The organism is Pseudarthrobacter sp. CCNWLW217 (genome assembly GCF_037203985.1).
Lineage (GTDB): Bacteria > Actinomycetota > Actinomycetes > Actinomycetales > Micrococcaceae > Arthrobacter.
In genome coordinates this window covers 1-23177 of record NZ_JBBCBT010000030.1, presented here as the reverse complement: position 1 = coordinate 23177, position 23177 = coordinate 1, and the positions used below count along the sequence as shown (strand labels likewise).

The window sequence follows — 23177 nt, the reverse complement described above, 5'->3', positions numbered from 1 at the left end:
AAGATCCATTACCTAGAACCTATCCCGGCCCCAAAACACTGTCGATGGGGACCGCTGCCCATGCACCACCGCCCATCTGCACCACCGCCACACGGGCTAGTGGGCCGAGGTGCGGTTTCGGCTCCACCAGGCGAAGGAAACCCCGCCCAGTGCCACAAGCAGTACGCCTGCCATGATCGGCAAAAGCCCCGAGCCGAAGTCGGTGCCATCGCTGTCCGATACCGCAGCAGCGTGGGTGGGCCTTGCCGACTTCGTGATGGGCTTGTTCCAGTTGGATTCGGTCGACGGGGTTGCCGTCGACGGCGTGGGGCTGGGGGACGCAGCGGTTGGCTCTGCTGTGGCTGTCTCTTCGGCCGTTGCGCTGGGCTCGGGCGCGAGGGTGGGCTCCGGTTCGGGCTCCGGCGCTGCGGGCACCTGTTTGGCGGGTGGGGCTGGGGCGGGATCCACCGGCTGAGTCGGGACCGGGGGCTCCTGTGTGGGCTTGGGATCCGGCTTGCCTTGGTCTTCCCCAGGCCCGGTTGTAGGTTGCTCACACGACTCGCAGACGGTCGGTGAGGGTTCCGCCGTCGGAGAATCCGCGTGCGCAGCCCCCACCGCACCGAGGCCGACCGCCAGCGCCATGCCAACGGCAGCAATGGTCGCGGGGACAGCGCGCGGCACTGGGGAGGATCGGATCATGGTTACCTTTTCGACATCGCGCGGCTCCCCCTCCGCGGCAATTAGTGTTCCCGGTAGTCTGCTACAACACGCCGCGGGGCCGCAAATCCCCCCGAATTCACGGCACCCAATGTATAAGGAGCCTCAGTCCCCCATTGCTCAATGGGCGGAGGCCCGGTTCCGACCCCACCAGGCGAAGGCCAGGCCGCCCAGGCCCACCAGCAGCACCCCGACCAAGATGGTCAGCAGCCCCGGATCCCCGAAGCCGGGGCCCTCGCCGTTGGAGACGGCTGCAGCCTGGGTTGGTTTGGTGGACTTGGTGATCGGTTTGTTCCAGTTCGATTCTGTGGATGGAAGGGCAGTGGACGGCGTGGCACTCTGGGCACTGGTGGCCGCCTCACTGGACGCTTGCCCGGCCGGCTCACTCGTCTCCGGGGCCATGGTGGGAACCGGCGCAGGGGCGGGTTCCGCGGGCGGCGGCGCGGGAGGTGCGGGGGCCGGCGGAGCAGTGGGTTCTTCCGAGGTGGGTTTGGGGCGGGGAGTGCGCGGATCCTTCGGGTCGGGTTCAGACAGACCCGGAAGGCAGATCAGTCCGCACGTGGGTGTTGGTTCGGACGTTTCAGCGTTCGCAGGCGCCACCACCCAGAGGCCGATCGAAAGTGCCAAAACCGAAGCGGCCGCCGTCGCCGATACAACTCTGAGCGCGGACGGTTTTTGTTTCATTGATACCTTTTCGACAGCGCGCGGCCCCCTCCGCGCATCACTGGTTTCCCGGCAGTCTGCTACAACTGCTCCCTGGAGTCTCCTACAACACGCGGTTAAGCACTAAATCCCCCGTGCTTAACGTCCCGCTCTTTGCCGTCTGTCTGGCCCACGCTCTAGTCCCTGTTTTCCGGCGGCAGGGCGATCTGGAGCTTGCGTGCCTTGCCGCGCCCCACAATGTAGCCGCGGCCCGGAATGAACTCCGGACTGACCCGGCCCAGCGAAGTGTTCAACAGACTGTCACCCTCAATATCGCCGGGGTTGACGAGCAATCCCCTGCGCCCTGATTTGAACGGCTGCGACAGCGACCAGGCCGAGGACCAGGTGGAGGTTTCAGACTCTCCGATGACCCATTGGTCGGCCTTGATGGAGGCCGTCACGAGCTGCGCCACCCCGGATTCGGCGACCGTGTCGGTGAACTCGGTCAGGCCCTCGATGAAGATGGCAAGCTTGCCAGGGTTTCCGGAGGAGTGCCCGGTCAGGTCCTCAACGATGTCGGCGAGGTCGTCCGGCCCCACGATCGACCGGTTCCAGATGGGGAGCGAGGCGACTGCAGAGCGGCGGGATCCGATGTAAACCAGTTCCGTGTCCGGGTTGGAGCGCCGGAGGGCGTACGCCATCGTTACGAGGGCAACGGTCCGTCCTGAGCCGGGAGGGCCGGCCAGCAGCAGCGGACCCTTGGCCATGATTTCGGCGGGCTGCAGCGTTTCGTCGTCGACACCGATGACCGGAAGGTCCGGGCTGCCGGCCGGCAGCACGTCCAGGTCCACCTGGTCCGGGAGCCGCTGAATCCGGGGCGCCCTGTCCAGCCCCTGCCGCAGCATGGCCTCGCTGAGTTTGTGCACTTCCCTGGCCTGCAGGGCAAGGTTGGAGTCGCCTCCCAGCACTGCCAGCTGGACTTCGTGGCCGCCCAGCAAGCCCCGACCCGGAGGGGAGGTGCTGCTGAGGACGTCCTTGGGGACGTCCATGGACAGGTAGTCGTCTTCGGAGGACAGGCGCAGGACCAGCCGGCGCTGGATGGAGGCCAACAACGACGCCGGCACAGCGTTGGGACGGTCACCGGTAACTATCAGGTGGATGCCGAGGGGACGGCCGTCGGTGGCCAGCTGGAGGAAAATGTCCCACAACGCGGAGAGGCGGCTGTATTCGTACGTTTCGCGGAACGATGTCATGCCGTCCACGAGTACGAAAATCCGCTTCTCATCCGGCCGGTTGGCCAGTTTCCGGTACTCCACAATGGTGGAGGCCCTGACTTCGGCAAACCGGGCGGAACGTTCGTCGGCGATGTCCCGGAGCAGGCGCAACAGGCGGCCGACTCGTTCCACGTCATCGCCGCCGATGACTTCGCCCACGTGCGGCAGCTCTTCGAGCATCTTGAGCCCCGAGGATCCGCAATCGATGCCGTAGACGTGGACCGGCCCGCCGCGCGGCGTGACGGCGGCGGCGATGGCGATTCCGCGCAGCGCCGCGGACTTACCTGAGCCACCGGTGCCGTAGATGGCCATGTTGCCGTCTTTGTCGGGTTCGTAGAACACCGTGGGCTGGTCCTGGCGGGCGGGGTCGTCCGCGACGCCGAGCAGCAGCCGCTCGTCCGTCCTGGGATTCGGCAGCTTGGAGAAGTCGTACGTCTTCGCCAGTTCGTCCAGCCAGGGCTTGCGTGGCGGACGGATGGCCAGCGAGTCGGCCGCCCTGACAATGTTCGCCGTCATCCGGGCGATGTCGTTGGGGCCGGCGGGTTCTTCCTGGACCGGTTTTTCCGGGGCAGGAACATCCCAGGCGGGTCCGGATCCGAAGGCCATCTCCACGATGTCGATCTGGGGCCGCTGCGGTTTTTCGGTGGTCCAGCCGCCCGCGTAGCCGGTTTGGAATCCCTGGATCCGGCCGGGGCCGGTCTTGGCGGCGCCACGGCCGGGGATCGACGGGTCGAAGTAGGCGGCATCGGGCACACCGAGGATATCGGTGGCGTCGTCCTCGTCCGCCATGCGCAGGGCCACGCGGAGGTTGGTATTGGCGCGCAGGCTGTCCTTGATCACGCCGGCAGGACGCTGTGTGGCCAGGATCAGGTGCAGGCCGAGCGACCGCCCGCGGGCGGCAACGTCCACCACGCCGTCAACGAACTCGGGAACTTCGGTGGCCAGCGCGGCGAACTCGTCCACGATGATGATCAGGTACGGCGGGGCTTCGGGGTCGGCTTCACGCTGGAGGGCCAGAAGGTCCTTGGCCTTCTTCCGGTTCAGGAGGTGTTCGCGGTAGTGCAGTTCGGCCCGGAGGGAGGTCAGGGCGCGGCGCACCAGGTGCTGGGAGAGGTCCGTGACCAGGCCCACGGTGTGCGGCAGGTGCAGGCAGTCGGCGAACGCCGCGCCGCCCTTGTAGTCCACAAAGAGGAAGCTCACCCTGTCCGGGCTGTAGGCCGCGGCCATGCCCATCACCCAGGACTGCAGGAACTCGGACTTTCCGGCACCGGTGGTGCCGCCCACCAGGGCGTGCGGGCCCTCATTCTTGAGGTCAAGGTAGAGGGGTTCGACGCCCTTGGACCCAACGAGCGCGCGGAGCGTTCCGTTGTCCTTGCGGTTGGCGACTGCCGTGGCGTGGACGGAGTTGTTCTCGGTCCACCGTTCGGCCACAGCCTGGGGGCTGTCCAGGAAGTCCTTGCCAATGAGGGTGGCATAGGAGACGGCACGCGGCAAGTCGGAGTCATCGCTCATGGGCTTGCCCACGTCCACCACCGGGGAAAGCATCCGGGCCAACTGGCCGGCAAGTTCAGCGTCCAGGCTTTCGCAGCTCACCGGGTAGCTGTGGCGGCCCAGCCGGACCTGGCCTGTGGTGGTGCCGTGGTCGCCGTCCACCACCATGAAGTCGCGGCAGGCGGCGGGAAGGGCCTGGATGTCGGTAGCCACCCACATGACGTGGACGCCTGAATCCGCGCCACGTTCCGCGAGGCGGGTCAGGCGGCCGCGGTCAACGGGGGCGTCGTCCTCCACGATGACCAGCACGGCCGGCAGCATCGGCCCCGGGATTTCGTCCTTGGCGGGGTCGATGTCCGGGCGCAGGTCCGGGCCTGACCGGCCGGCCGCGGCTTCCCGGGCGTCGAGCAGGTCTTCCAGGCGGGCCAGGAGGGAGGAGCCGCTGGCCGAGCCAGCGGCCAGGTGGTCGCCACTGAGCGGGCTGTGGCCCGAACCGACGTGGGGCAGCCATTGCAGCCAGTTCCACCGTTCCCTGGACTGCGCTGAGGTGATGGCAGTGACAACTGCTTCCGCGGGCGAGTGGAGGCCCACCAGCTGCAGGACCATGCCGCGGGCGACGTCGTCGACCAGGCCGCGGGCACCTGCCACGCCGAATGACCCCGCGGTCCGCAGCTGCGAAACGACGGGCACGCCTTCAATGTCCCTGAACTGCTTGATGCAGTCCTGGATCTCCCGCATGTATGCGACTTCCGTGCCGTTCTCGGCCGGCTCCTCGAACGTAATGCGCGACGGCGCCGTGCCCAGTCCGAACCGCAGGCCGAGGAAGCCCTTGTGCTCGGGCCGGTGGGTCCAGAGCAGCGGGCCCAGCTTGTAGATCGAGTCCACGGTGTCGCTGACAGAGGGCGCTTCCTGCAGGCGGACGGCGCGTTCCACATGCTGCAGCTCGGTGATGTCCTGCCGGAAAGCGGCCATGGAGGCCCGGAAATGCTTGAGCTGTTCCTTTTGCTGCCGCCTGGTCTGCATTTTTTGGTCCACGTAGTGGCCCACGATGAACAGCGGCATCATGGCCATGAAAATGACGGAGAGCATGTTCCCGGTGACGGCGAACAGGACCCCGCCCATGATGAGCGGCGCCACCAGCATGATGTACGGGAAGGGCTGGTGGTCCGGCCGCTTGGGCCCGGCGGGCAGGACACGTTTCGGCGCGTCGAAGCGCGGGACTACCCGCGGGGACCGGTTGAAATCGACAAGGGGCGACGTCGGTGCTGCCGCATGGTTGCGGCCCAGCGGCACCACCGTCACGGTGGTATCGCCCAGGGTCACCGTGTCGGAGGAATTAAGCGTTGCCCGGGTGACGGGCAGGCCGTCCATCAGGAGGCCGTTGGCCGAGTTGGTGTCAACGATCTCGATGCTCTCGCCCACGGTGATGCGGGCATGGCGCTTGGAAGTGAGCGGGTCCGAAAGGCGGATGTCCACGTCCCTGTCGCGGCCGATGTAGCTGGTACCGGAGGGAAGCGAAAACTCCTGGCCGACGTCGGGACCTGAAAGGATCCGCAAAGTGGCGGCTGCCGGGCCCCGGTTGGCACCGGGGACATCGAACTGTTCACTGACCTGCGTCAGGGACACCACGGAACCAGGCCGCAGGCCGGATTCGAGGAGGTTGTCCGTGCGGGTCAGGATGTTGCCGCGCATCCCGCCGGCCACAAAGGCCTCATCGATCCGGAGCGAGAGGTTCTCCGGTGCCGGAGTCCCTTTCCGGTCGGGGTCGGCAGCCCAGAGCTGGGTGGCGATGTCCGCCACGGTCGCCAGGCCGTCCACGGTGACCGCGAGGTCCTTTGTCTCCGCCGGATCCCGGCGGAGTGTCAGGCGGATTCTCATCCTTCGTCCACGCCCCTCATTTTTTCCAGCAGATACAGGTCTTCGGGGGTGACCAGATGGGATGTCACGGCATGCTCCACAAGCCTGGCGCGCCGGTTGGTGGCGAGTTTTCCGCCCCCGCCGCGCAGCCCCACAACCCCCACCCGATCCAGCTTGTCGCAGACGTTGTCCAGCTTCCGGTTGAACCGGGTCAGCGCCCAGCCAAGCGTTTTGGCCGCGGCCGCCGACGACGGAATGGCGCTGAAGCCTGTCCCCTCGCGACGGAGCATCGGCTCGGCGAGGGCAACGATGAGGGCCTTCTGGGAGTCGGTGAAGACAACCGGGCCGATCGTAGTGTCTCCGTTGCTGTCGTCGTCTCGCGCTTCCTGCCGGAACGAAGGCGTCTTGAGGTGGACGGCGAATTCGTAGGTGGTGGGGCCGGCCGTGAAGATGATGTTGGTGTGGCTGAAGACCAAGGGTATGCGCGCGCCAGGGGAAAGCCACGCCTGCATTCCGCCGGAGCCGTCTGCAACGGTGGCTGAGAGCATGCTGCCCACGTTGCTGAGCCACCAGATCCCGTCGTAGCGGGCCACCTGCAGGAACTGCCGGTGCAGGTACGGGTTGTCATCAACCTCAAGGTCGCCTTCGCGGCCGATGTTGAAAACATCCTCGTCCGAGGGTTCGTACCATTCGCCACAGAAATCTATTGCCAGATCCCCCATTTTCCGTGCCTCCTCAAGGGCAATGCCAGTATCGCCAAGTTTTTCGGTCTGCTGTGCCGTGCTCATTCGCGGACACAGGCAATGGAGTCGTCCTCAAGCGGTGAGAACGCCCCGTCGCTGCGGACGATCATCACCTGGAGGCAGGTCGGTTCGTTGGGATTGGCCGCAACCTGCGCACTGAATCCATCGGTGGACTGGTATTCGGAGCCGCTCTCACCCAGCGTGTACACGCGCCATTTGTACGTGTCACCGGGCTTGGGCTGCGGATTCTCCCAGGTGAAAGTCACCTTGCCGCTGCTGTCCCGGAAGCCGGACAGGCCGGCGACGTCCGGCACTGACCCATTGTCCAGTGCGTCGGGCGGCGGCGTGCTGGCCTGCTCGGTGTCTTCAACCTTGGGCGGGGGCGCCGTTGTTGCCAGGACAATCCCCACGACCACCGCAAGGACCAGTACCGCGGCACCCGTCAAGGCGAGCCACAGATTCCTCTTTCCGTGGTCCGGGCGGGACTCCGTGACGGGCTCCTCGCCGCGGACCGCCCGGGTGACCGTTGCGTCAAGCTCAGGCTCGCGGCGGCCGGACGAACCTGTGCCCGGCTGCTGATCGTTACCTTCCGGTCCTCCCGGGAGCAGTGCCGGACGCTGGACGGTGGCGTCAGCGGTTCCCACGGCTGTCCCGTAGTCGGCTGCGCCGCCGCGCAGCATGGTGGCGTGTGCCCACTCGGCGGCAGGCTGGCTGCCGGTCTGCGGGCCTGTCCCAGGGCCGGCAAAGAGACTGCCGGGGACCTGCGGCTGAACAGGTGTGCCGAGCCCGTCCGTCGGTTGCGATGGAGCAGGCTGCAGCGCTGACGGCTGCGTCGCGGGCGAGGCCCGGGTTGGTGACGGTGCGGGCGTGGACGGCCCGCCGGCAGGCGGAAACAACGACTGCGGGACGATGCCTGGGCCCTGCGGCCGGGTTCGTGCCGGGAAAGTGGGGGCGCTGCCTGTCCGTTCCGGGTCGATGGCCGCGATGCTCCGAACACGGGTTTCTTCGTATCCGTCGTCCGGATGGCTTTCTTCAGGGTGCGGCTCTTCCAGCACTTCGAACGGTGTGACTGACAGGTTCAGTTCGGCCTGGATCCGCTGCAGGGCAAGGGCAAACGCGTGGGCGGAGGAATAGCGGGAAGCGGGGGATTTGGCCATGGCCGTGGACAGTGCGAGCTCCAGTGATTCCGGAACGTCCGCCCGGCCAAGGCGTGGCAGCGACATGGTGGAGATGCGTGAAATGAGCTCCCGCTGTGAGTTGTCCGCCCCGGGCATCACGAACGGCGACCTGCCGGCGAGCAATGTGTACAGCGTGGCTCCGAGGGCCCAAACGTCAACCATCACGCCGTCGGTTCCGCCGTCTGTGAACTGCTCCGGCGGGGACCACGGGATGGACATTCCGGCGTCGTCGTCGGCGTCGGACCCGCCCAGGGTTCCGGATATTCCGAAGTCCGTGAGTGCTGGACGGTTGTAGTCGGTCACCAGGATGTTGGCGGGTTTGATGTCCCGGTGGGCAATACCGGCACGGTGCGCGGTTTCGACGGCGGAGGCCACCTGGATGCCCACGGCAAGGACCTCATCGACGCTGAAGCGCTGCCTCCGGTACCGCACGTCCAGGCTGGGCCGGGAGCAGTACTCCATGGCCAGGTAGGAGTGTCCGGCGTCGGTGACCTCGGCCTCGTATATGGTCACGATGTAGGGGTGCGAGGACAGTTGGGCCATGAGGTTGGCCTCGGACTCAAACCGTCGGCGCGCACCTTCGGTCTTCAGGTCCGAAAGCAGGACCTTGACCGCCACCCTGCGGCGGGGCCGGTCCTGTTCGTAAAGGTAAACGTCTGAGAAGCCGCCTGACCCCAACAGGCTGATGTAGGAAAACCCCGGAATGTGGGGTGGCGGCGCTACGGGCCGTTTGGAACTCAAAGAATCTCCTCAAAGCGAAGCGAAATGCCGTCGCCCAGTTCTGCGATGTCGCCATCAAGCAGGATGGCCATTTCGTTCTGGGCCAGGCGCCTTGGCTGCTGGCCTTCCCGGACGAGGACGGTGCCGTTCGTTGCTTTCAGGTCGCACAGCATCACATGCCAGCCCTCGAGGCGGACCTGGACATGCGAGCGGGAGATGTCGCCGCTGGGGCTGGCAACCTGCACCAGGCGCGGCATCACGCCGCCCTGGACGCGCGAGACCGACGGCTGGCGGCCGATCACCAGAGACTGGTCAAGGTCCACAAGCTCGCCGCTGGAGACCCGCATGCGGCCCAGCCGGGGCCGGGAAACCTGGACAGCATCCGACGGCAGGGGCTGCCCGCAGACCGCACACTGGGCGTGCGTCGGCGGATTCGCGTGGCCCTGCCCGCAGACCCGCGCAAGGACCATGGGGCCGGCGGATCCCGCGGCCTCCGTGTCGGCGACGGCGGGCGCGGGATGCACGGCCATCCCGGCAAGATCGCTCTTCATGATCGTCTGGCCGTCGTGGTCACCATCGTCGCGGACTGCCTCACCACGGGCTGCCTCACCACGGGCTGCCTCACCTCGGCCACCGTCACCACGGCCACCTCGGTCATCACTGCCCGGCCCGGGCTGTGAGGACATTCCCCCGCCAGTGTTCCAAGGAACTGAATCGATCAGTCCGCCGGAGGGTGCCGGTGCTGGTGCTGGTGCTGGTGCCTCAGTCGACAGCATGTTCCCGGCGGCGGGTGTCTCCGCGGGGTCCGCAGCCGAGGGCGTCTCCGCAGCGTCCGCAGCCGCGGATGTCTGCTGTGCAGGGGGCTCGGACAGCAGGCCGTCGGGATCGTCACGGACAGCAGCGTCTTCTATGCTGCGGACCACAGTGCGCTCCCAGAGGTGGTCGTACGTGCTGGTCTGTTCGGAGGCCGGGGCCGCGTCCGGCGCCGGCTCTTCCTCCACCAAGGAAGCCGCATCCCCGGTTTGAAGGACAACATCCTCCGCCGGCCCGGAATCAGGATGTTCGGCGGGAAGGTCTTCGAAGTCTTCATCCATGACACCGATGACGGTTTCGGCCGATGCGCCGTGCTCCGGGGCATCAGCGGCAAACGTGGCATCCGGCACGGACTGGGCCACAGCCCCGGCCGGGGCCGCGGGTTTCTCAAACACGGCTTCCTCAGGGTCCAGTGCCACCATAGCGCCAGGCTCTGTGGCCGCCACCGCCGGCACAGTTGCCGGCACCGCGCCTGCAGGCACCACAGCGATAGGAACGGGTGCGGCCGCAACTGGTCCGGCCGCAACTGGTACCGCGGATACAAGCGGTGTTGGGACAGCAGCTTCAGCGCTGCCGTCCAAGTCAACGGTCAACGCCTGCAGGAGGACCACGCCCTCCTGCAGGGGCAGCGCAGGACCCGTGGTTTCACTGCCCGGAACGTCAACACCAGGAACGGTGATGCTGTACCACTCGGGGGCCGCGAGATGCCGTTCGGCCCACGTCGTCACGTCACGCCCATGAAGCTCCACCGGTCCGGTGGGCAGCTGCACTGTCAGGTCAATGTCTCCGCGCAGGAAAACCCGCAGGGAGTTGTTGAAATCCACGATTCCGAACGGCGGTATCTGGGCCAGCGACACGCCGAAGCTGCTGGTGACGGCGTGGAGCAGCTCATGGACCTCAGGTCCGCTTTCCAGCAGCTCCCACAGGGAGTGGACCAGCTGAGGGGGCGTATCGGGTCCCAGAAGGACGGCCGTGCGGGACCGGACAATGCCGTGCCATGTGCCTGGCACATAGTTATTCCCGGTCATCGCGTGGCTCCTCGCTTTCGTCCTCGCCCGACGTTTCCGGCCGTGCGGCGTCCACAACCTGGGACCGCGGCAGGGTGATCTCGTCCTCCGCGTCCGAACCGGGCCGAGGCGCCGTAGTGGCGATGCCGCCGTCGTTCATGACATTCCTGGCGTCCACCACGATGACAGTAACGTTGTCCCTGCCTCCGTTCCGGAGAGCGGCCTGGATCAGCGCATCCACCGCGTCCTGCGGATGGCCCACGGTACTGAGGATCCGGAACATGTGCTCGTCCGTGAGTTCGGCGTTCAGCCCGTCCGAGCAGACCAGGATCCGGTCGCCCTCCTCCACCGGGAGCAGCCAGTAGTCGGCTTCGGTCTCGTCCCCGGTACCGAGGGCCCGGGTCACAACATGGCGGCGAGGGTGGACAGTTGCTTCCTCCGGCGTGATTTCGCCGGCATCGACAAGTTCCTGGACCTCGGAGTGGTCCACGCTGACCTGGGCAAACTGGCCCTGGCTCAGCCGGTAGGTCCGGGAATCGCCGATGTTCATGACCAGCCAATAAGGCATGCCCATCTGCTCCACCACCACAACCCCGGTCAGCGTTGTGCCGGCCCGGGCCCCGGTGGCCTCGCGGATGGAGTCGTCGGCCTTCATCAGGTATTGCTGGATAACTGCGGCGGTGACGCTCCGCTCTCCCGTGGCCAGTTGCGGCATGGCCGCCAGGGCGCGGACGCACATGCCGCTGGCGATCTCGCCGGCTTCATGGCCGCCCATTCCGTCAGCCACGGCAAAAACCGGGTCCGAAGCAATGAAGGAGTCTTCATTGAGCTCGCGCCGCAGCCCACGGTCTGTGCCGTAGCCGTAGCTCAGGCTCAGCCCGGAGTCGTGGTCTGCGGCGGCGGGAACACTGGCGGCTTGGGAATTCATGCCTGTCCTAGGTGGAAGGAGCGGTCACCAAAGTGGACAGTGGATCCCGGGCTGACAAAGGCGGGCACGCCCGGCTTGAGTGGGGTGCGCAGGCCGTCCGGAGTGGTGACGGCGCTCCCGTTCGTGGAGTTCCGATCCGTCACCCACACGCCCGCGCCATCCGAGAGGACGTGAAGATGCGTTTTCGAAATTGATCGGCCGGGGTCGTCCACGGCCAGCAACTGGGCCTGCTGCTCGCCCGCCTGCCCCACGGGGTTGCGGCCTACCAGGACGTTCCGGTCAAGCTGGAAGTCCCGGCCGTCGTCGAGCCTGATCCGCAGGACGGCCACGGGCGCCGCCTCACGGAATCCCCCGCGCATCTGCGTGCGGTCGTGGTCGTCGTCGGGGTGGGCTGCTGCGGGAGCCTGGCCTGGGGCACTGTGTTCCCTCGGAGCCGGATGGGCGGTGGGAATCGGCGCGGCGGGTTGGCCCGGCGTGCCGGCTGTGCCATGAGTGCCAGGCGGCACGGGTGCGGCTGCGGGTGCGGGCGGCGTGAAAGGCTGCGGAGCGAACGCCTGGGGAGCGGCATAAGGCAGCTGCGCGGCTGGCTGGGCTGCCGGCCCCTGAGGGGTGGCGGCCGGGGCGGGCGGAACGGCCTGGGCCATTGGTGCAGGCTCCGGGTGTACGGCGGCGCGTGGTGCCTGGCTGGCAGGTTGCCCTGCCGGCGGCTGCCACTGGTTGGGGTTCAGGGGCGCCTGGGCGTTGATGACCTGCGGGGCTTTGGCTGCTCCGGCCACGGGCGACGCGACCTGCTGCACGGGCGGCAGGTCCAGCGGCGCGAAACTATAGGGTCCTTGGATCCCGCCAGTGGCAATGGGGTTCCGTCCGGCCTTGACGTCAAAGACGAGGGTTTTCGCGGCGGTGTCGTGCCAGCCCCGGAGCTTGCCGTTCTTGTCCCAGGAGTTCGAGACCACCACGAGTACCGCCCACGCGGCACCGGCCAGGACCAGCGGCGCCAGGATGAAGAGTGCCGCGTCGAACCACTTGAAAATGACCAGCGCAGCCGCCGCAACGACGGCTAACAGGATGCCCGCTCCAGTGACAAGCCCGCGGAGGAAAACTGCTCCCCCGCCCGGCGCATAGCCGTCGTTGTCGGCGCTGCGGATGCCCATGAGCCGGTTGCCGATCGTGATTCCGGACCGGCCTTCCAGACCCAGCAGGACGAAGATATAGACGAGCGTCAGCCCGAGGCCAATGCCGCCGAACAGAACCAGCGATCCCGTGTCATAAGTGATGAATCCACCGCTTTGGGTGCGCGTCACCCCGGCGAAGCCAATGGCAAATGTCACTACCAGGACCACCAGCGGAGCGAGCCAGTCCAGCACGGCAGCCCCGAGACGCTTTCCCGACGCAGCCGGAACAAGCCCAAGATTAACTGCCATGCCCGTTCCTCCCCCTTGACCGTGGACGGCCTGTGCCATTCCGGGACCGCTGTCAGCCGGGACCCGTTGTACTACCGGGATAGTACCGGGAATCGCGGCGGCATGCTCAGCCGCACGTTCCATCAACGCCTGCTGGGCGTGGTCCACGTAGCGGGCATTCCGGGCAGCCCTGTTGGGCAAAGGGGCTCCGCAGGCGGTACAGAACGTGGCACCGGCGCGGATCAGCTGCTGGCAGCGCTGGCAGCGCTCGGAGTCTTGCGTCATGGTTCGGTGTGGTTCTTCCTGCCAGGGTTCCTCAGAACAGTGGACTCATCAGGTTCGGAGGGGCCTGCGGGGGTTGCCGCCGGACCGCTCTCCACCCTACCTTCGGCCGACTGCGGCACAGCTGAGCCAGCCTGCGGTGCGGCGCCGGGCTGCTTTACGTCGCCGGGCTGTTTTGCGGCGTCGCCTGGCCGCCGAAGCGACGCCAGCCCCCGGCCGGTGCTGCGCAGCTTGAGGGCTGCCCGCCCGTCCGCCAGCAGGGACCTGGGTGAGAACCTGGCCCGCTGCCTGCGCCAGAAGCCCACGGTCGCGGTCATTTCCTTGAGGGAGCCGTCCACGATGGTCCAGTATTCCTTGACCTCTTCCTCGCTCGGCTGCCCGGCGCCAAAGATTGACGCGTCCGCACGGCGGGCGAGCATCGTTGTGGTGGTCCCGGTCAAGGGGAAAGCTTCCGCCACTACCGCAGCGCTTTCCCGCCGCGTGGCGCGGGTGTCGATTCCCGCCCCCATGTCCGTGGCGAGGCTCAGCACCTCGTTCCAGCCCCCGCCGACGCGCTGCGCCGGGTGGCCTTCGGTGAACCGGGACTTCCGTCGTCGTGATTTGAGCAGGGCGATGATCAGCAGCGGCAACGCCAGGATCGACAACGGAATCAGGGCAACCCCGAGGGCGCCTAGGAGCGCGCCCCAGAACAGCCAGGGGTTGTTCTTCTTCTGGTCCGCATCCAGCGCATCCGGGGAGGAGTCCGGCGGCAGGTCTGCGGGCTCCTGCGGGGGCGGGGGCGGCTGAAGCACCTGTGGCTTGGGTTTGGATTTGTTTTCTGGGTCCGGCGGGATGGGGATGTTGTCCTTGGGCGGTGTCGGGTCAAAGCTGACCCAACCCACGCGGTCGAAGGCCACCTCCACCCAGGCGTGGACGTCCTTGCCGGTGATCTTCACTTCGCCGGCGCCGTTCTCCGGGCTGGTCGGATCGGGGTAGAAGCCCATGACCACGCGTGAGGGGATCCCCAAGTGGCGGAGCATCAGCGACATCGCCACGGCATACTGTTCGTCGTCGCCGAGCATTTGCTTGGCCGTCAGGAGGTTCCTGATCCGGGACGAGCTGTGCCCGGAGACGCTGGGCAGTTGCCCTTCGGTGACCAGCCCGTTGCTGAAAGCGCCGGTCTTCTGGAAGTGGGCCTCGATCTGGCGGACGCGGTCGATGGCGGTGGGTGCGTCGGCCGAGAGGTCGTTGGCCTGCGAGCCGACCACCGGCGGCACCTCCAAAGCGTCAGGCAGGGTGACTTTGGCAAAGTCGTACTGGGTCAGCTGGCCATGCTCCAGCTTGACCGGATCGGACACCTGGACACTGTAGGAGTCACCCTTCGAGAGGCCCTTGGTGGTCACTGCGGTGTCCGTGCCCGAATTGAAGTACAGGCCCGAAGCTGCCCCTGACGCACTTTGGTCAAAGCTCAGCCCCGTGGTCTTTCGGCCCCCCGGAACGAAAAAGCCTTGGTAGTCCTCGATGGTGATGTCAATGGCGTAGTCATTGGTAGGCACAACACTGGAAGTATCGGCCAGGGTGTTGATGGATTTGGTATCCCCCACCTTGCTGAAATTGCCGGAACCGTTGGGGTCCATGTTGTAGTTGGTGCCGTTGAACGCGTCCAGCGCCCCCAGCCGCACCCTTCCGTCCCGCGGCAGGCCCTTGACCACAAACAGCGTGTCGTCCTTCTTGTCCTTGACGAAGGTCCGGAAGCTTGCCAGTGGCGTGATGTAATCCTTGGGGTCAAATGGCGGGACCACCACGTTGCGCAGCACTTTCCTGTCGTCGCTCGCCGTGACCAACGGGGCCGCGACGGCGGTGATGGCCATGCTTGCGGCGATGACGGCAGCGGCGGTGCCGAGCCTGCGGATCCTGGCGCGCTGGGCAGTGCCGGCGTCGCTTTGGGGGCGGTTGACGGACACTTTCCGAGTGTCGCTTCGGCGCAGTGCATCACGGCGGAACGTGGCCCAAGCGATCGCAATGACCGTCAGGCCAATGCCCCGCTCCACCGTCAGGAATGCAGCGTTGGTGCTGAATGCAATGCCCGTGACAAAGAGGGCAAGCACAGGCAGCAGCGGCCAATAAGGAGCCTTGGCCCGCCAAGTGAGGATTCCTGCCACCAGCGCGGTGAGCAGGGAGCTGAGGAACGGAACAATGAGGACTCCCCCGGCGGTCCCCACAGGCACACCGACGGTCAGCATGTCCTTCCAGGCGAACACCACCCCCAGGAGCAGCGTTCGGAGGGAGTCCAGGCTGGGGACGAAGCCCGCGATGGCTGCGTCCGGCACGGCCAGCACGGTTCCCAGCACCAGGTAGGCGCCCAGCGCCAGGGCGGAGGTGATCAGCAGGCCAAGCCGCAGGTGGGCGTTGGCGGCGGCGAGGCCGAGTCCGAGGATGATGCCGCCGAACCCGGAGATGAGATAGTAGGCGTCCCCGCCGAAGCTGAGGCTGAAGCCCAGCACGCCGAGCCCGAGCAGGATGGTGAGCGCACCGGCGTCGACCATAAAATGCCACGCAGGCTGGCCATCCGCGAATGCTGACTCATGCTCTTGCTGCTGGCGCTTTTTCTGCCGGGATGCCCGGGGGCGGAGGTCGGATGCGGAGCTCATGCGGCCGCCTTTCTCAGGACGATGGCGAGGTCGGCGAGGTCGCCCAGGGTCAGCACCGTCAGGTCGGCGATGTTGGCCCGCGACGGCGCCGCTCCGGTCTGGAGCCGCACGGCGAGGCTACGGACGCCGGGAGCGACGGAGGCGGCAGCGGAACGAAGCTGGGTGGGCGTGACGTTGCTGCCCACTACAAAGAACACCACAGAGGCGTTGGGGACCGTGTCGGCCAGGGACCGGGCAAGGTCGACGGCGGAGCGGCGCATGGGTGCCCCGACGATCCTGGTCATGTCGTCCAGCATGTTGCGCCCGGTTTCGCAGCGCAGTGGACCCTTCTGGGTCAGGACGTCCAGCTCCCGCTGCTCCCGGATGGCCTGGCGGCCGATCGAGGCGGCGGCAGAGATGGCCATCTCGAATTCCTGTTCCGAGGCATACTCGTCCGTGTTGATGGACAGAGAAATGGCCAGGTGGGCGCGCCGGGTTTCCTCGAACTGGCGCACCATCAGCTTGTTGGTCCGCGCAGTGGTCTTCCAATGGATGTGCCGGCGGTCATCCCCCGGCACGTAGTCCCGCAGTGCGTGGAAGGACACGTCTGCGCTGGAAAGGTCCGTGGTGGGCATGCCTTCAAGGTCGCGGATGAAGCCCGCGGCCGAACCAGCGAGGGCAACGGTCCGGGGATGGACGAAAAGGTCCTCCGGTTCGGTCCACAGCACCTGGCGGCGCAGCAGGTGCAGAGGGTCGGCACGGACGGAGCGGACCGGACCCACCACGATGACGGCGCGGCGGGCGGTGGGGATAGTGAAGAGGTCCTCGTGGACCTGCTGGGGCTTCATTCGCGGAAGATGGAAGACGGCCGTGGCGGCACCGACCGGCAGTTCGAGGGCGGCCGGCAGGAGCGGACGGGCGGAGGTGTTGGAGACCGCGATGCTCCCCACGGCGCTGTCGCCAACGGCGACGCGGGTACGGGCGAGGTCCAGGACCACGCCGTAGGATGACCGGCCCAGGATAAAGCCGACCGCGATCGCAAAGAGTACAAACGCAGCGATGGCCGCCGCTTTGGCTTCCTGCCAGCCGAACGACTGGCCGGTGGCCCACAGCAGGATGGCGGCGGCGAGCACAGACCAGCCCAGGATGCTCACGACGGACAGCACCGGCCACACGTACCGGAGCCAAAGGCCCCGGACCTTCTGCCAGGCCGGTGCAAGGGCCAGGCCGGCCGTGCTGGTGGCCTCGGCCCAAAAAGCCGGGGGGTGCAGCCGAGTGGGCTTGCCGTTCCGGTGGAAAAGTTGCCGGAGACGGTCAGCAAGCCGGATCAACGGAGTGCTGCTGGACATAGTGGTGCCTTCGTTTGCGCTGGGTGGTGGTCGGGAGGTCCTGGAACCGTCAGGCGGTGGCGCGCTGCTGCGGGGCTGCAACGTCGGACAGGACCCGGGCCAGGACTGCCTCAGGCGTGGCGCCGGAGAATTCAGCCTCGGGATCCATCACGAACCGGTGCGTCCACACCACGGCGGCAAGTTCCTTGACGTCGTCCGGGAGGACGAAGTTCCGCCCTTGGCCCGCAGCCCAGACCTTTGCGGCGCGGACCATGGCGATGGCTCCACGGACGGAGACCCCCAGCCGGGTCTCGGGCGCGTTGCGGGTCTCTTCGCAGAGCCGGGAAATGTACTCGAGCACGGCGGTGTCCACATGGACGGTGGCCGCGAGGTCGGCCATGTCCGCCACGGCCTGGGTGGTGATCACGGCGGTGATCTCCTTGGAGCGGTCCTTCAAGTTGGCGCCGCCGAGCAGCTTGACGGTCGAGGCGTGGTCCGGGTAGCCGATGGAGGTCTTGATCAGGAAGCGGTCCAGCTGCGCCTCGGGCAGCCGGTAGGTGCCGGCCTGCTCGATGGGGTTCTGCGTGGCCATGACCATAAACGGCCGGCCGGCCTCGTAGGTGACGCCGTCCACGGTGACCCTGGATTCTTCCATGACTTCCAGCAGCGCCGATTGGGTCTTTGGCGAGGCACGGTTGATCTCGTCGGCCAGGACGATGTTGTTGAAAATCGGTCCCTTGTGGAACTCGAACTTCTGCGTCTTCTGGTCGTAGATGGTCACACCGGTCACGTCGGACGGCAGCAGGTCAGGGGTGAACTGGATGCGGTTGTTGGATCCCTGCACTGTGGCTGCCAAGGCGCGCGCCAGCGAGGTCTTGCCGGTGCCCGGCGCGTCCTCGAAGAGCACGTGGCCCTCGGCGAGCATCGCCGTGAAGGTCAGCCGGATGACATGTTCCTTGCCCAGCACCGCCTGTCCGACATTGGCAACGAGCTTTTCGAAGGTGCCTGCAAACCATTCGGCCTGCTCGGTGGTCATTGTCATGGAATTTTTCCTTTGTCTTGGTCAAGGTTTGGCCGGACCCGAGGAGTCCGGACCCAACAGTTGCTTTGGTGGTAACTGACTAGCGGTTTGGCATCCCGTTCGGCGGGTTGCAGCCAAGGTTCGATGTGTCGCAACGGAGCCAGTTGCCGGCCGCCATGCCACTGGTGAGGTGGTACCAGATGCCCGTGGGGTTGTTGGACGTCTTGTACCAGACCTGGTAGCGGTCGGATTGCGCGGCGGCACCGGCGTCGAGCCATTTGCCTTCACCCACGCACGAGGACGGGTTGCCGGCGCGGAAGCTGTCCGTCCCCTTGCGTGGTTCGGTGCAACTGCGAACGGGACTCGCGGTGATACTCCACGACGAAGGTGGCGGGGGCGTGGGGTCCGTTCCGGAACGCGAATTCGCCTGGCCTGCCGGACCCACCGCCGCAGTAACCGCACGGACCTTCAGTGTCCGGACCTGGTCCCAGCCGCCGGCGGACCGGTCGAAGCGGTTTGCCAAACCGACGTCGATCCACGCTCCCCCTTCGTAGCTGACCTCAAAGTGATCAAGCGGGCGGCCGTTAGTTGTCGGGTTGTTCCAGGTCCAGTGAACGTCGCCGTCTCCCTGGGCCGACGTCCGTCCGTCCACGTTGGGGGCATTCGGCGGGCCGTAGGGGTTGCCGGAGCCGATGTTCTTGGCATCGCTGGAAACGTTGTTCTTGGTGGAGGTGGCGATGATGGTGACCGTGATATCCCGGCCGTTGGTCATCCCGTTGATGGTTCCACCACCGGCGGGGATGGTTCCCGACCTGCCGTCCGCGTTGTACGTGTACTGGATTTCACCTTCGGTGGAGCCGTTCCGCTGGGCCTGGGTCAGCGGGGTGAAGGTCACCTTGAGCTGGCCGCTGGTACCCGTGTCAGCCACTGTGCCGCCGCTGACCGGGTCAGGCTTGCCGGCCGCCCGGATCTGGGCGGACGGGCTGCTGGTCCCGCTGGTGCCGGCCTTGTTGGTGGCCGAGACGGTAAAGGTGTAGTTGGCCTCGGAGTTGTCCACCGTGACGTTCTGCGTAGTTCCTCCCGTCACTGCTTGGGAGGCCACCACTGCCCCGCCCCGAAGGGTAGTGAGGGTATACGAGGATACGGCGTCACCGTTGTTGTTCGGCGCAGTCCAACTGACCTTCAGCTGGCTCTGTGGCCCCACGGAGCCGGCCTGCGAAGCGGTCGGAGCTGCAGGGGTGGCCGGCGGGCCGGCAGGCACTGCGGCGGCTGAGTACGGACTCCACTCGGACGGATCCTTCGCATCATTGCGGGCCAGCACCCGGACCTTGTACGACACGCCGTTTTGCAGTCCCTTCCAGACGTAGCTGACCGCGGTCAGGTTCTGGATCTGGGCGTTCTGGCCGGGTGGGGCGGGCGAGATCTCCAGGTCATAGGACTTGACCGGGGAGCCCTTGCTGGCCGGTGCCACCCAGTTCACGGAGAGCTGCTTGTCGCCGAAGTTCAGGGTGGGCGCCAGCGGGGTGTCGGGCTTGACGTCGGGACGGACCTCAGCGGACGCCGGGGAGCGGTCCGACTCACCGAATTCGTTAGTGGCCGTCACCTCGAAGTGGTACTTCGTGTTGTTGACCAGCCCGTTCAGGGTGCACGTGTTGGCGGGGCAATCCTGCCTGAAGCCGGACTCACCGTACACCGTGTACTTGGTGATGGGTGACCCGCGGTCTGCCGGGGCGGACCAGTTCAGCAGGGCCGTCTGGTCCCCCACGCTCTGGGCCTGCGGTGTGGTGGGTGCAAGCGGCTTGTCCTTCACGGTCAGGCGGATGCGGGCCGTTGCCCGCCGTGAAGATTCCTCAGTTTTGTCGGCAACTGTGTAGGACACCACCATGGACCCGGAGAATCCCGGAGCCGGTGTCACCACCACTGCATCGCCGGATACTTCTACGTTGCCACTCCCGGTTTCGGCACCGGCCGCGACGATCTTCAGAGCCGTCTCGGGGAACGGGTTGGAGTCGTTGGCCAGGGCTTTTACAGTGACGGGCTTCCCGGCCGCCGCATTGGGCTCCACGTCATCGTTCGCCACCGGTTTGGGCCTGTTGGAAGCCGTCACTGCCAGTTGGTAGGTCGCAGTTGCCTCAAGGCCGCGGGAGTCCTTGGCCTTGACCTGGACGGCGCCCGTGGTGCCGGTCGTTGTTGAACCATCAACGGACGTTTTGAGCGTCTTTCCGTCTATCCTGGCGTTGAAGCTGGCGGGGCTCCCCCCGACAAGTTCGTATTTCATGTTGTCCACGTCGTCCCGGTCCGGATCCGACGTCAGCCGGCTCAGATCCAGCTCCGCAGTCTCCCCCTTGGGGACCTCGACAGTGGCGCCCAGCAGGGTGGGCGGGTTGTTCCGGTTCGGATCGGGCAGGACCTTGGTGCGGATGCTGAGGGTGGATTTCAGGCCCTCGGGATCGTCCGGTCCAGTGCCGTCAGTCACCTCGAAGCTGAGCGATCCCGGCCCGACGTAATCGGTACCCGCGGTGTATTTGAGCGACGTGGCGCTGCCGGCTGTGGGATCGCCGCCATCTGCACCGATGAGCTTGATCCGGTCGGTCTGGGTCAGGCGCGGGGAGCGGCCTTCCCGGACTTTGACCCACTCGTTCAGGTTCACAGTGACGGACTGGCCGGCAATGACCTCAATCACCTCGTCCTTGGCGAGCGTCGGCACCTGCTGTCCGATTCCCGGCACCCAGATGATGGCGGTGGACTTCTGGCCGTCCACGTCCTCCACGGTGTAGGGAATCAGCTGCGGCTGTTCAGTCAGGTCAACACGCATGTTGCCGTCGGCGCCGGGACGGGCGGTGGTGGCCTCCGTGCTGATTTTGAGGTTTTCGCCCACGCCGTCGGGGTCTTCGTCGTTTTTCAGGACCGGAACGTCCACGGCCGTCTTGCCCATGGTCTGGGCGGAGGTGACCCTGTCGTCGCGGGCGATGGGTGCCTGCAGGGGTACTTCGTTGTCCACCACCACGCGGATGGTGGCCTGGGCCTTGGCGTCGCGGTCGTCGGCGATGGTGTACCGCACATTGACCGTCCCCTCGGCCCCGGGAGCCAGCAGGATGATGCGGCCGCTGGATTTGCTGACGGTGGCCTGGAGGGCGTCGTCAGCTTCGATGCCGTCGGTAAGGATGCGGATGAGGTCGCCGTCGGGATCGGTGTCGTTGCCCGTGGCGTCGACGGCGATCTGGCGTCCGGGACGGACCTTGATTTCGTCGTCCACAGGCGTGGGGTTCTGGTTGGTCTCGCCGCGCGGGGCGATCCCAACTGTCACGGTTCCCGTATTGACGGCGCCTTGGCGGTCCACCACCTTGTAGCGGAAGGTATCGGTTCCCGCGCCGTCTCCGGCGGCTATGAAGTCGATGAAGTTGCTGCCCACGGTGGCGGTTCCCATGGCGGGCGTGCTGTCGATGCCGGTCAGCTGCACGGAGTCGCCGTCAGGGTCAATGCCGTCCAGCGGGACCGGGATGCGCACCGTACCCGCGGCGACCACACGTGCGGTCAGGTTCCGGGGTTGCGGGCGGGAGTTCTCCGACCCCTCCAACGGAAGGATATGGATGGTCACTGCGGCCGCGCTTTTCTGTCCCTGCGGATCCACCGCGTTGTAGATGGCCCGGACCGTCTTGGGCTGGGACCCGGCGATGAACCGGAGCGTGTTCTCTGAGACGAAGCCCTTACCGTCCAGCTCATCCACGTTCTGCGGCAGCACAGGGTCAACGGTCAGCTTTTCACCCTGCGGGTGGGTGTCGTTGTCCAGGACCGGAATGGTCACGACGTCGTTGACGCGGACGTTCACTTCGTCCGGCTTCGGCTGCGGTGCTTCGACGACGGCGGGGGCGGGCACCGGGACCACTGAGACGCTGCCGGTGGCAGACTTGCGGCCGTTGGACATCGTGTATTCGAACAGGAACGGTTCCTTGGTGCCCAGGACGTCGGTGATCCGAAGGACGCTGTGGTCGATCACGCTCACGGACGCGGTGATGTTGTCCGGCAGCTGAACGGACTGCAGGACCAGGACTCCGCCGGAGGGGTCGGAGTCGTTGGCCAGCGGGTCAAGGAGGACGCTGCCGCCGGTGGGCATCAGGGCAACGTCATGCACGGCAACGGGGTCGCCGGTGTCCTTCCCGGATTCCACGTCAACGCGGATCAGGCCCTGGCTGCTCTGCGGCCCGTTGCTCGCGATATAGGTCAGGTAGACCGGGCCCGGGGTGGTGCTCTTGAAAGTGAAGGTCCCGCCGTCGGTCACGGGACCGAGTTCCGCCGGCCCGTTGGCTTCCACCTGGGCCAGCCGCAGGGCACCTCCGTTGGGGTCGACGTCGTTCTTCAGGGGCGCGATCACCAAGTCCTGACCGACCACCGCCGTCACGTGGTCGGCATTGACTACAGGTGCCAGGGCGCCGGGCGGCTGGACGTTGACCACGACTTTTCCGGTGACCGTGGCGCGGCCGTCCCAGATGGTTACGGTGACGTTCTTCTTGCCTGCGGTGGCGCCGGAATCCTGGAAAGTCAGCAGGCCGTCGCGGCGGACTTTGACCTGGTCCTGGTCGTTGTCGGCTTTGGCGTCCATCAGGACCAGGTCGTCGCCGTCGGGGTCCATCCAGTCCGTGAGGATGTTCTGGCTGACGGTCTTGCCCTGTTCCACCAGCATGGTGGTGGCGTCGCCGCCTCGCTTGAACAAGGGTGGCCGGTTTTCTTCCGGGCCCACTACGCTCAGCGTCACCTGGCCGCCCGCGGACAGGCCACGGCCGTCAGCGGCGTTGTAGTCGAACGTTTCGGTGCCCGGCTTTGCGTCCGCCGGTACCGAGATTTGGAAGGCAGTGCCGCCGTAGATGCTTTCGAGGCTTCCTGCCTTGGGTCCGGCGTTGCCGACGGCGGCGGTCAGGACGTCGCCGTCGGGATCGGAATCGTTGTCCAGGACGCTGAGGACGGTGGTGCGTCCGGGGCGGACGCCCACAGTGTCCGGTTTCGTTTCCGGCGGTCGGTTGGGTTTGGTGCGGTCGGGCAGGACATTGATGGTGTTGTTATCGGCCGATTCCTGGTCCTGCTCGTCCGATTCGTTCTTCGGCGGCACCACGTCATCCCAGTTGTTCACGAGCTGCATGTTCTGGTTCACCAGCCACACATTCCCGGAGTTCACATCGTTCAGGACCACCAG

The 23177-nt window shown here is 66.5% G+C and carries 12 protein-coding genes; all 12 read right to left on the bottom strand.

Translation table 11 applies throughout. From position 1 onward, the window contains the following. Positions 1 to 96: 96 nt before the first annotated feature. The gene (locus V9L18_RS21355) at positions 97 to 447 is read right to left on the bottom strand and encodes a hypothetical protein (protein ID WP_337349152.1); all 351 of its coding nucleotides are present in this window, start codon (positions 445 to 447) and stop codon (positions 97 to 99) included. A gap of 369 nt (positions 448 to 816) precedes the next feature. Beyond that, positions 817 to 1380 carry a hypothetical protein gene (locus V9L18_RS21350; protein WP_337349151.1) on the bottom strand — a complete coding sequence of 188 codons (564 nt, stop codon included), beginning with the start codon at positions 1378 to 1380 and terminating at the stop codon, positions 817 to 819. Positions 1381 to 1535: 155 nt separating this feature from the next. Next, a complete protein-coding gene (locus tag V9L18_RS21345; protein WP_337349150.1) occupies positions 1536 to 5981 on the bottom strand; it encodes an FtsK/SpoIIIE domain-containing protein in 4446 nt (1481 codons plus the stop codon). Further along, positions 5978 to 6682: a hypothetical protein gene (locus V9L18_RS21340; protein WP_337349153.1), complete on the bottom strand. Its 705-nt coding sequence runs from the start codon at positions 6680 to 6682 to the stop codon at positions 5978 to 5980. The genes V9L18_RS21345 and V9L18_RS21340 overlap by 4 nt, the downstream gene beginning before the upstream one ends. 62 nt (positions 6683 to 6744) lie before the next feature. Further along, on the bottom strand, positions 6745 to 8622 hold the full coding sequence (locus tag V9L18_RS21335; RefSeq protein WP_337349149.1) for a serine/threonine-protein kinase: 1878 nt from the start codon (positions 8620 to 8622) through the stop codon (positions 6745 to 6747). Next, on the bottom strand, positions 8619 to 10442 hold the full coding sequence (locus tag V9L18_RS21330) for an FHA domain-containing protein (RefSeq protein WP_337349148.1): 1824 nt from the start codon (positions 10440 to 10442) through the stop codon (positions 8619 to 8621). Before V9L18_RS21330 ends, V9L18_RS21335 begins: the two co-directional genes overlap by 4 nt. Continuing rightward, positions 10429 to 11349, bottom strand: coding sequence for a PP2C family protein-serine/threonine phosphatase (locus tag V9L18_RS21325; RefSeq protein ID WP_337349147.1), 921 nt, complete (start codon positions 11347 to 11349; stop codon positions 10429 to 10431). Before V9L18_RS21325 ends, V9L18_RS21330 begins: the two co-directional genes overlap by 14 nt. After that, positions 11346 to 13034, bottom strand: a complete 1689-nt coding sequence (locus tag V9L18_RS21320) for an RDD family protein (RefSeq protein WP_337349146.1) — start codon at positions 13032 to 13034, stop codon at positions 11346 to 11348. The genes V9L18_RS21325 and V9L18_RS21320 overlap by 4 nt, the downstream gene beginning before the upstream one ends. Further along, positions 13031 to 15661 carry a transglutaminase-like domain-containing protein gene (locus V9L18_RS21315; protein ID WP_337349145.1) on the bottom strand — a complete coding sequence of 877 codons (2631 nt, stop codon included), beginning with the start codon at positions 15659 to 15661 and terminating at the stop codon, positions 13031 to 13033. Before V9L18_RS21315 ends, V9L18_RS21320 begins: the two co-directional genes overlap by 4 nt. Continuing rightward, positions 15658 to 16989 (bottom strand): DUF58 domain-containing protein, encoded by a 1332-nt coding sequence (locus tag V9L18_RS21310; protein ID WP_337349144.1) that lies wholly within the window; start codon positions 16987 to 16989, stop codon positions 15658 to 15660. Before V9L18_RS21310 ends, V9L18_RS21315 begins: the two co-directional genes overlap by 4 nt. A gap of 49 nt (positions 16990 to 17038) precedes the next feature. Further along, entirely contained in the window at positions 17039 to 18010 is a 972-nt protein-coding gene (locus tag V9L18_RS21305; protein WP_337349143.1) for an AAA family ATPase, read from the bottom strand. A 79-nt stretch (positions 18011 to 18089) separates the two neighbouring features. Then, a partial coding sequence (locus V9L18_RS21300) for an Ig-like domain-containing protein (protein WP_337349142.1) occupies positions 18090 to 23177 on the bottom strand: 5088 nt, incomplete at its 5' end.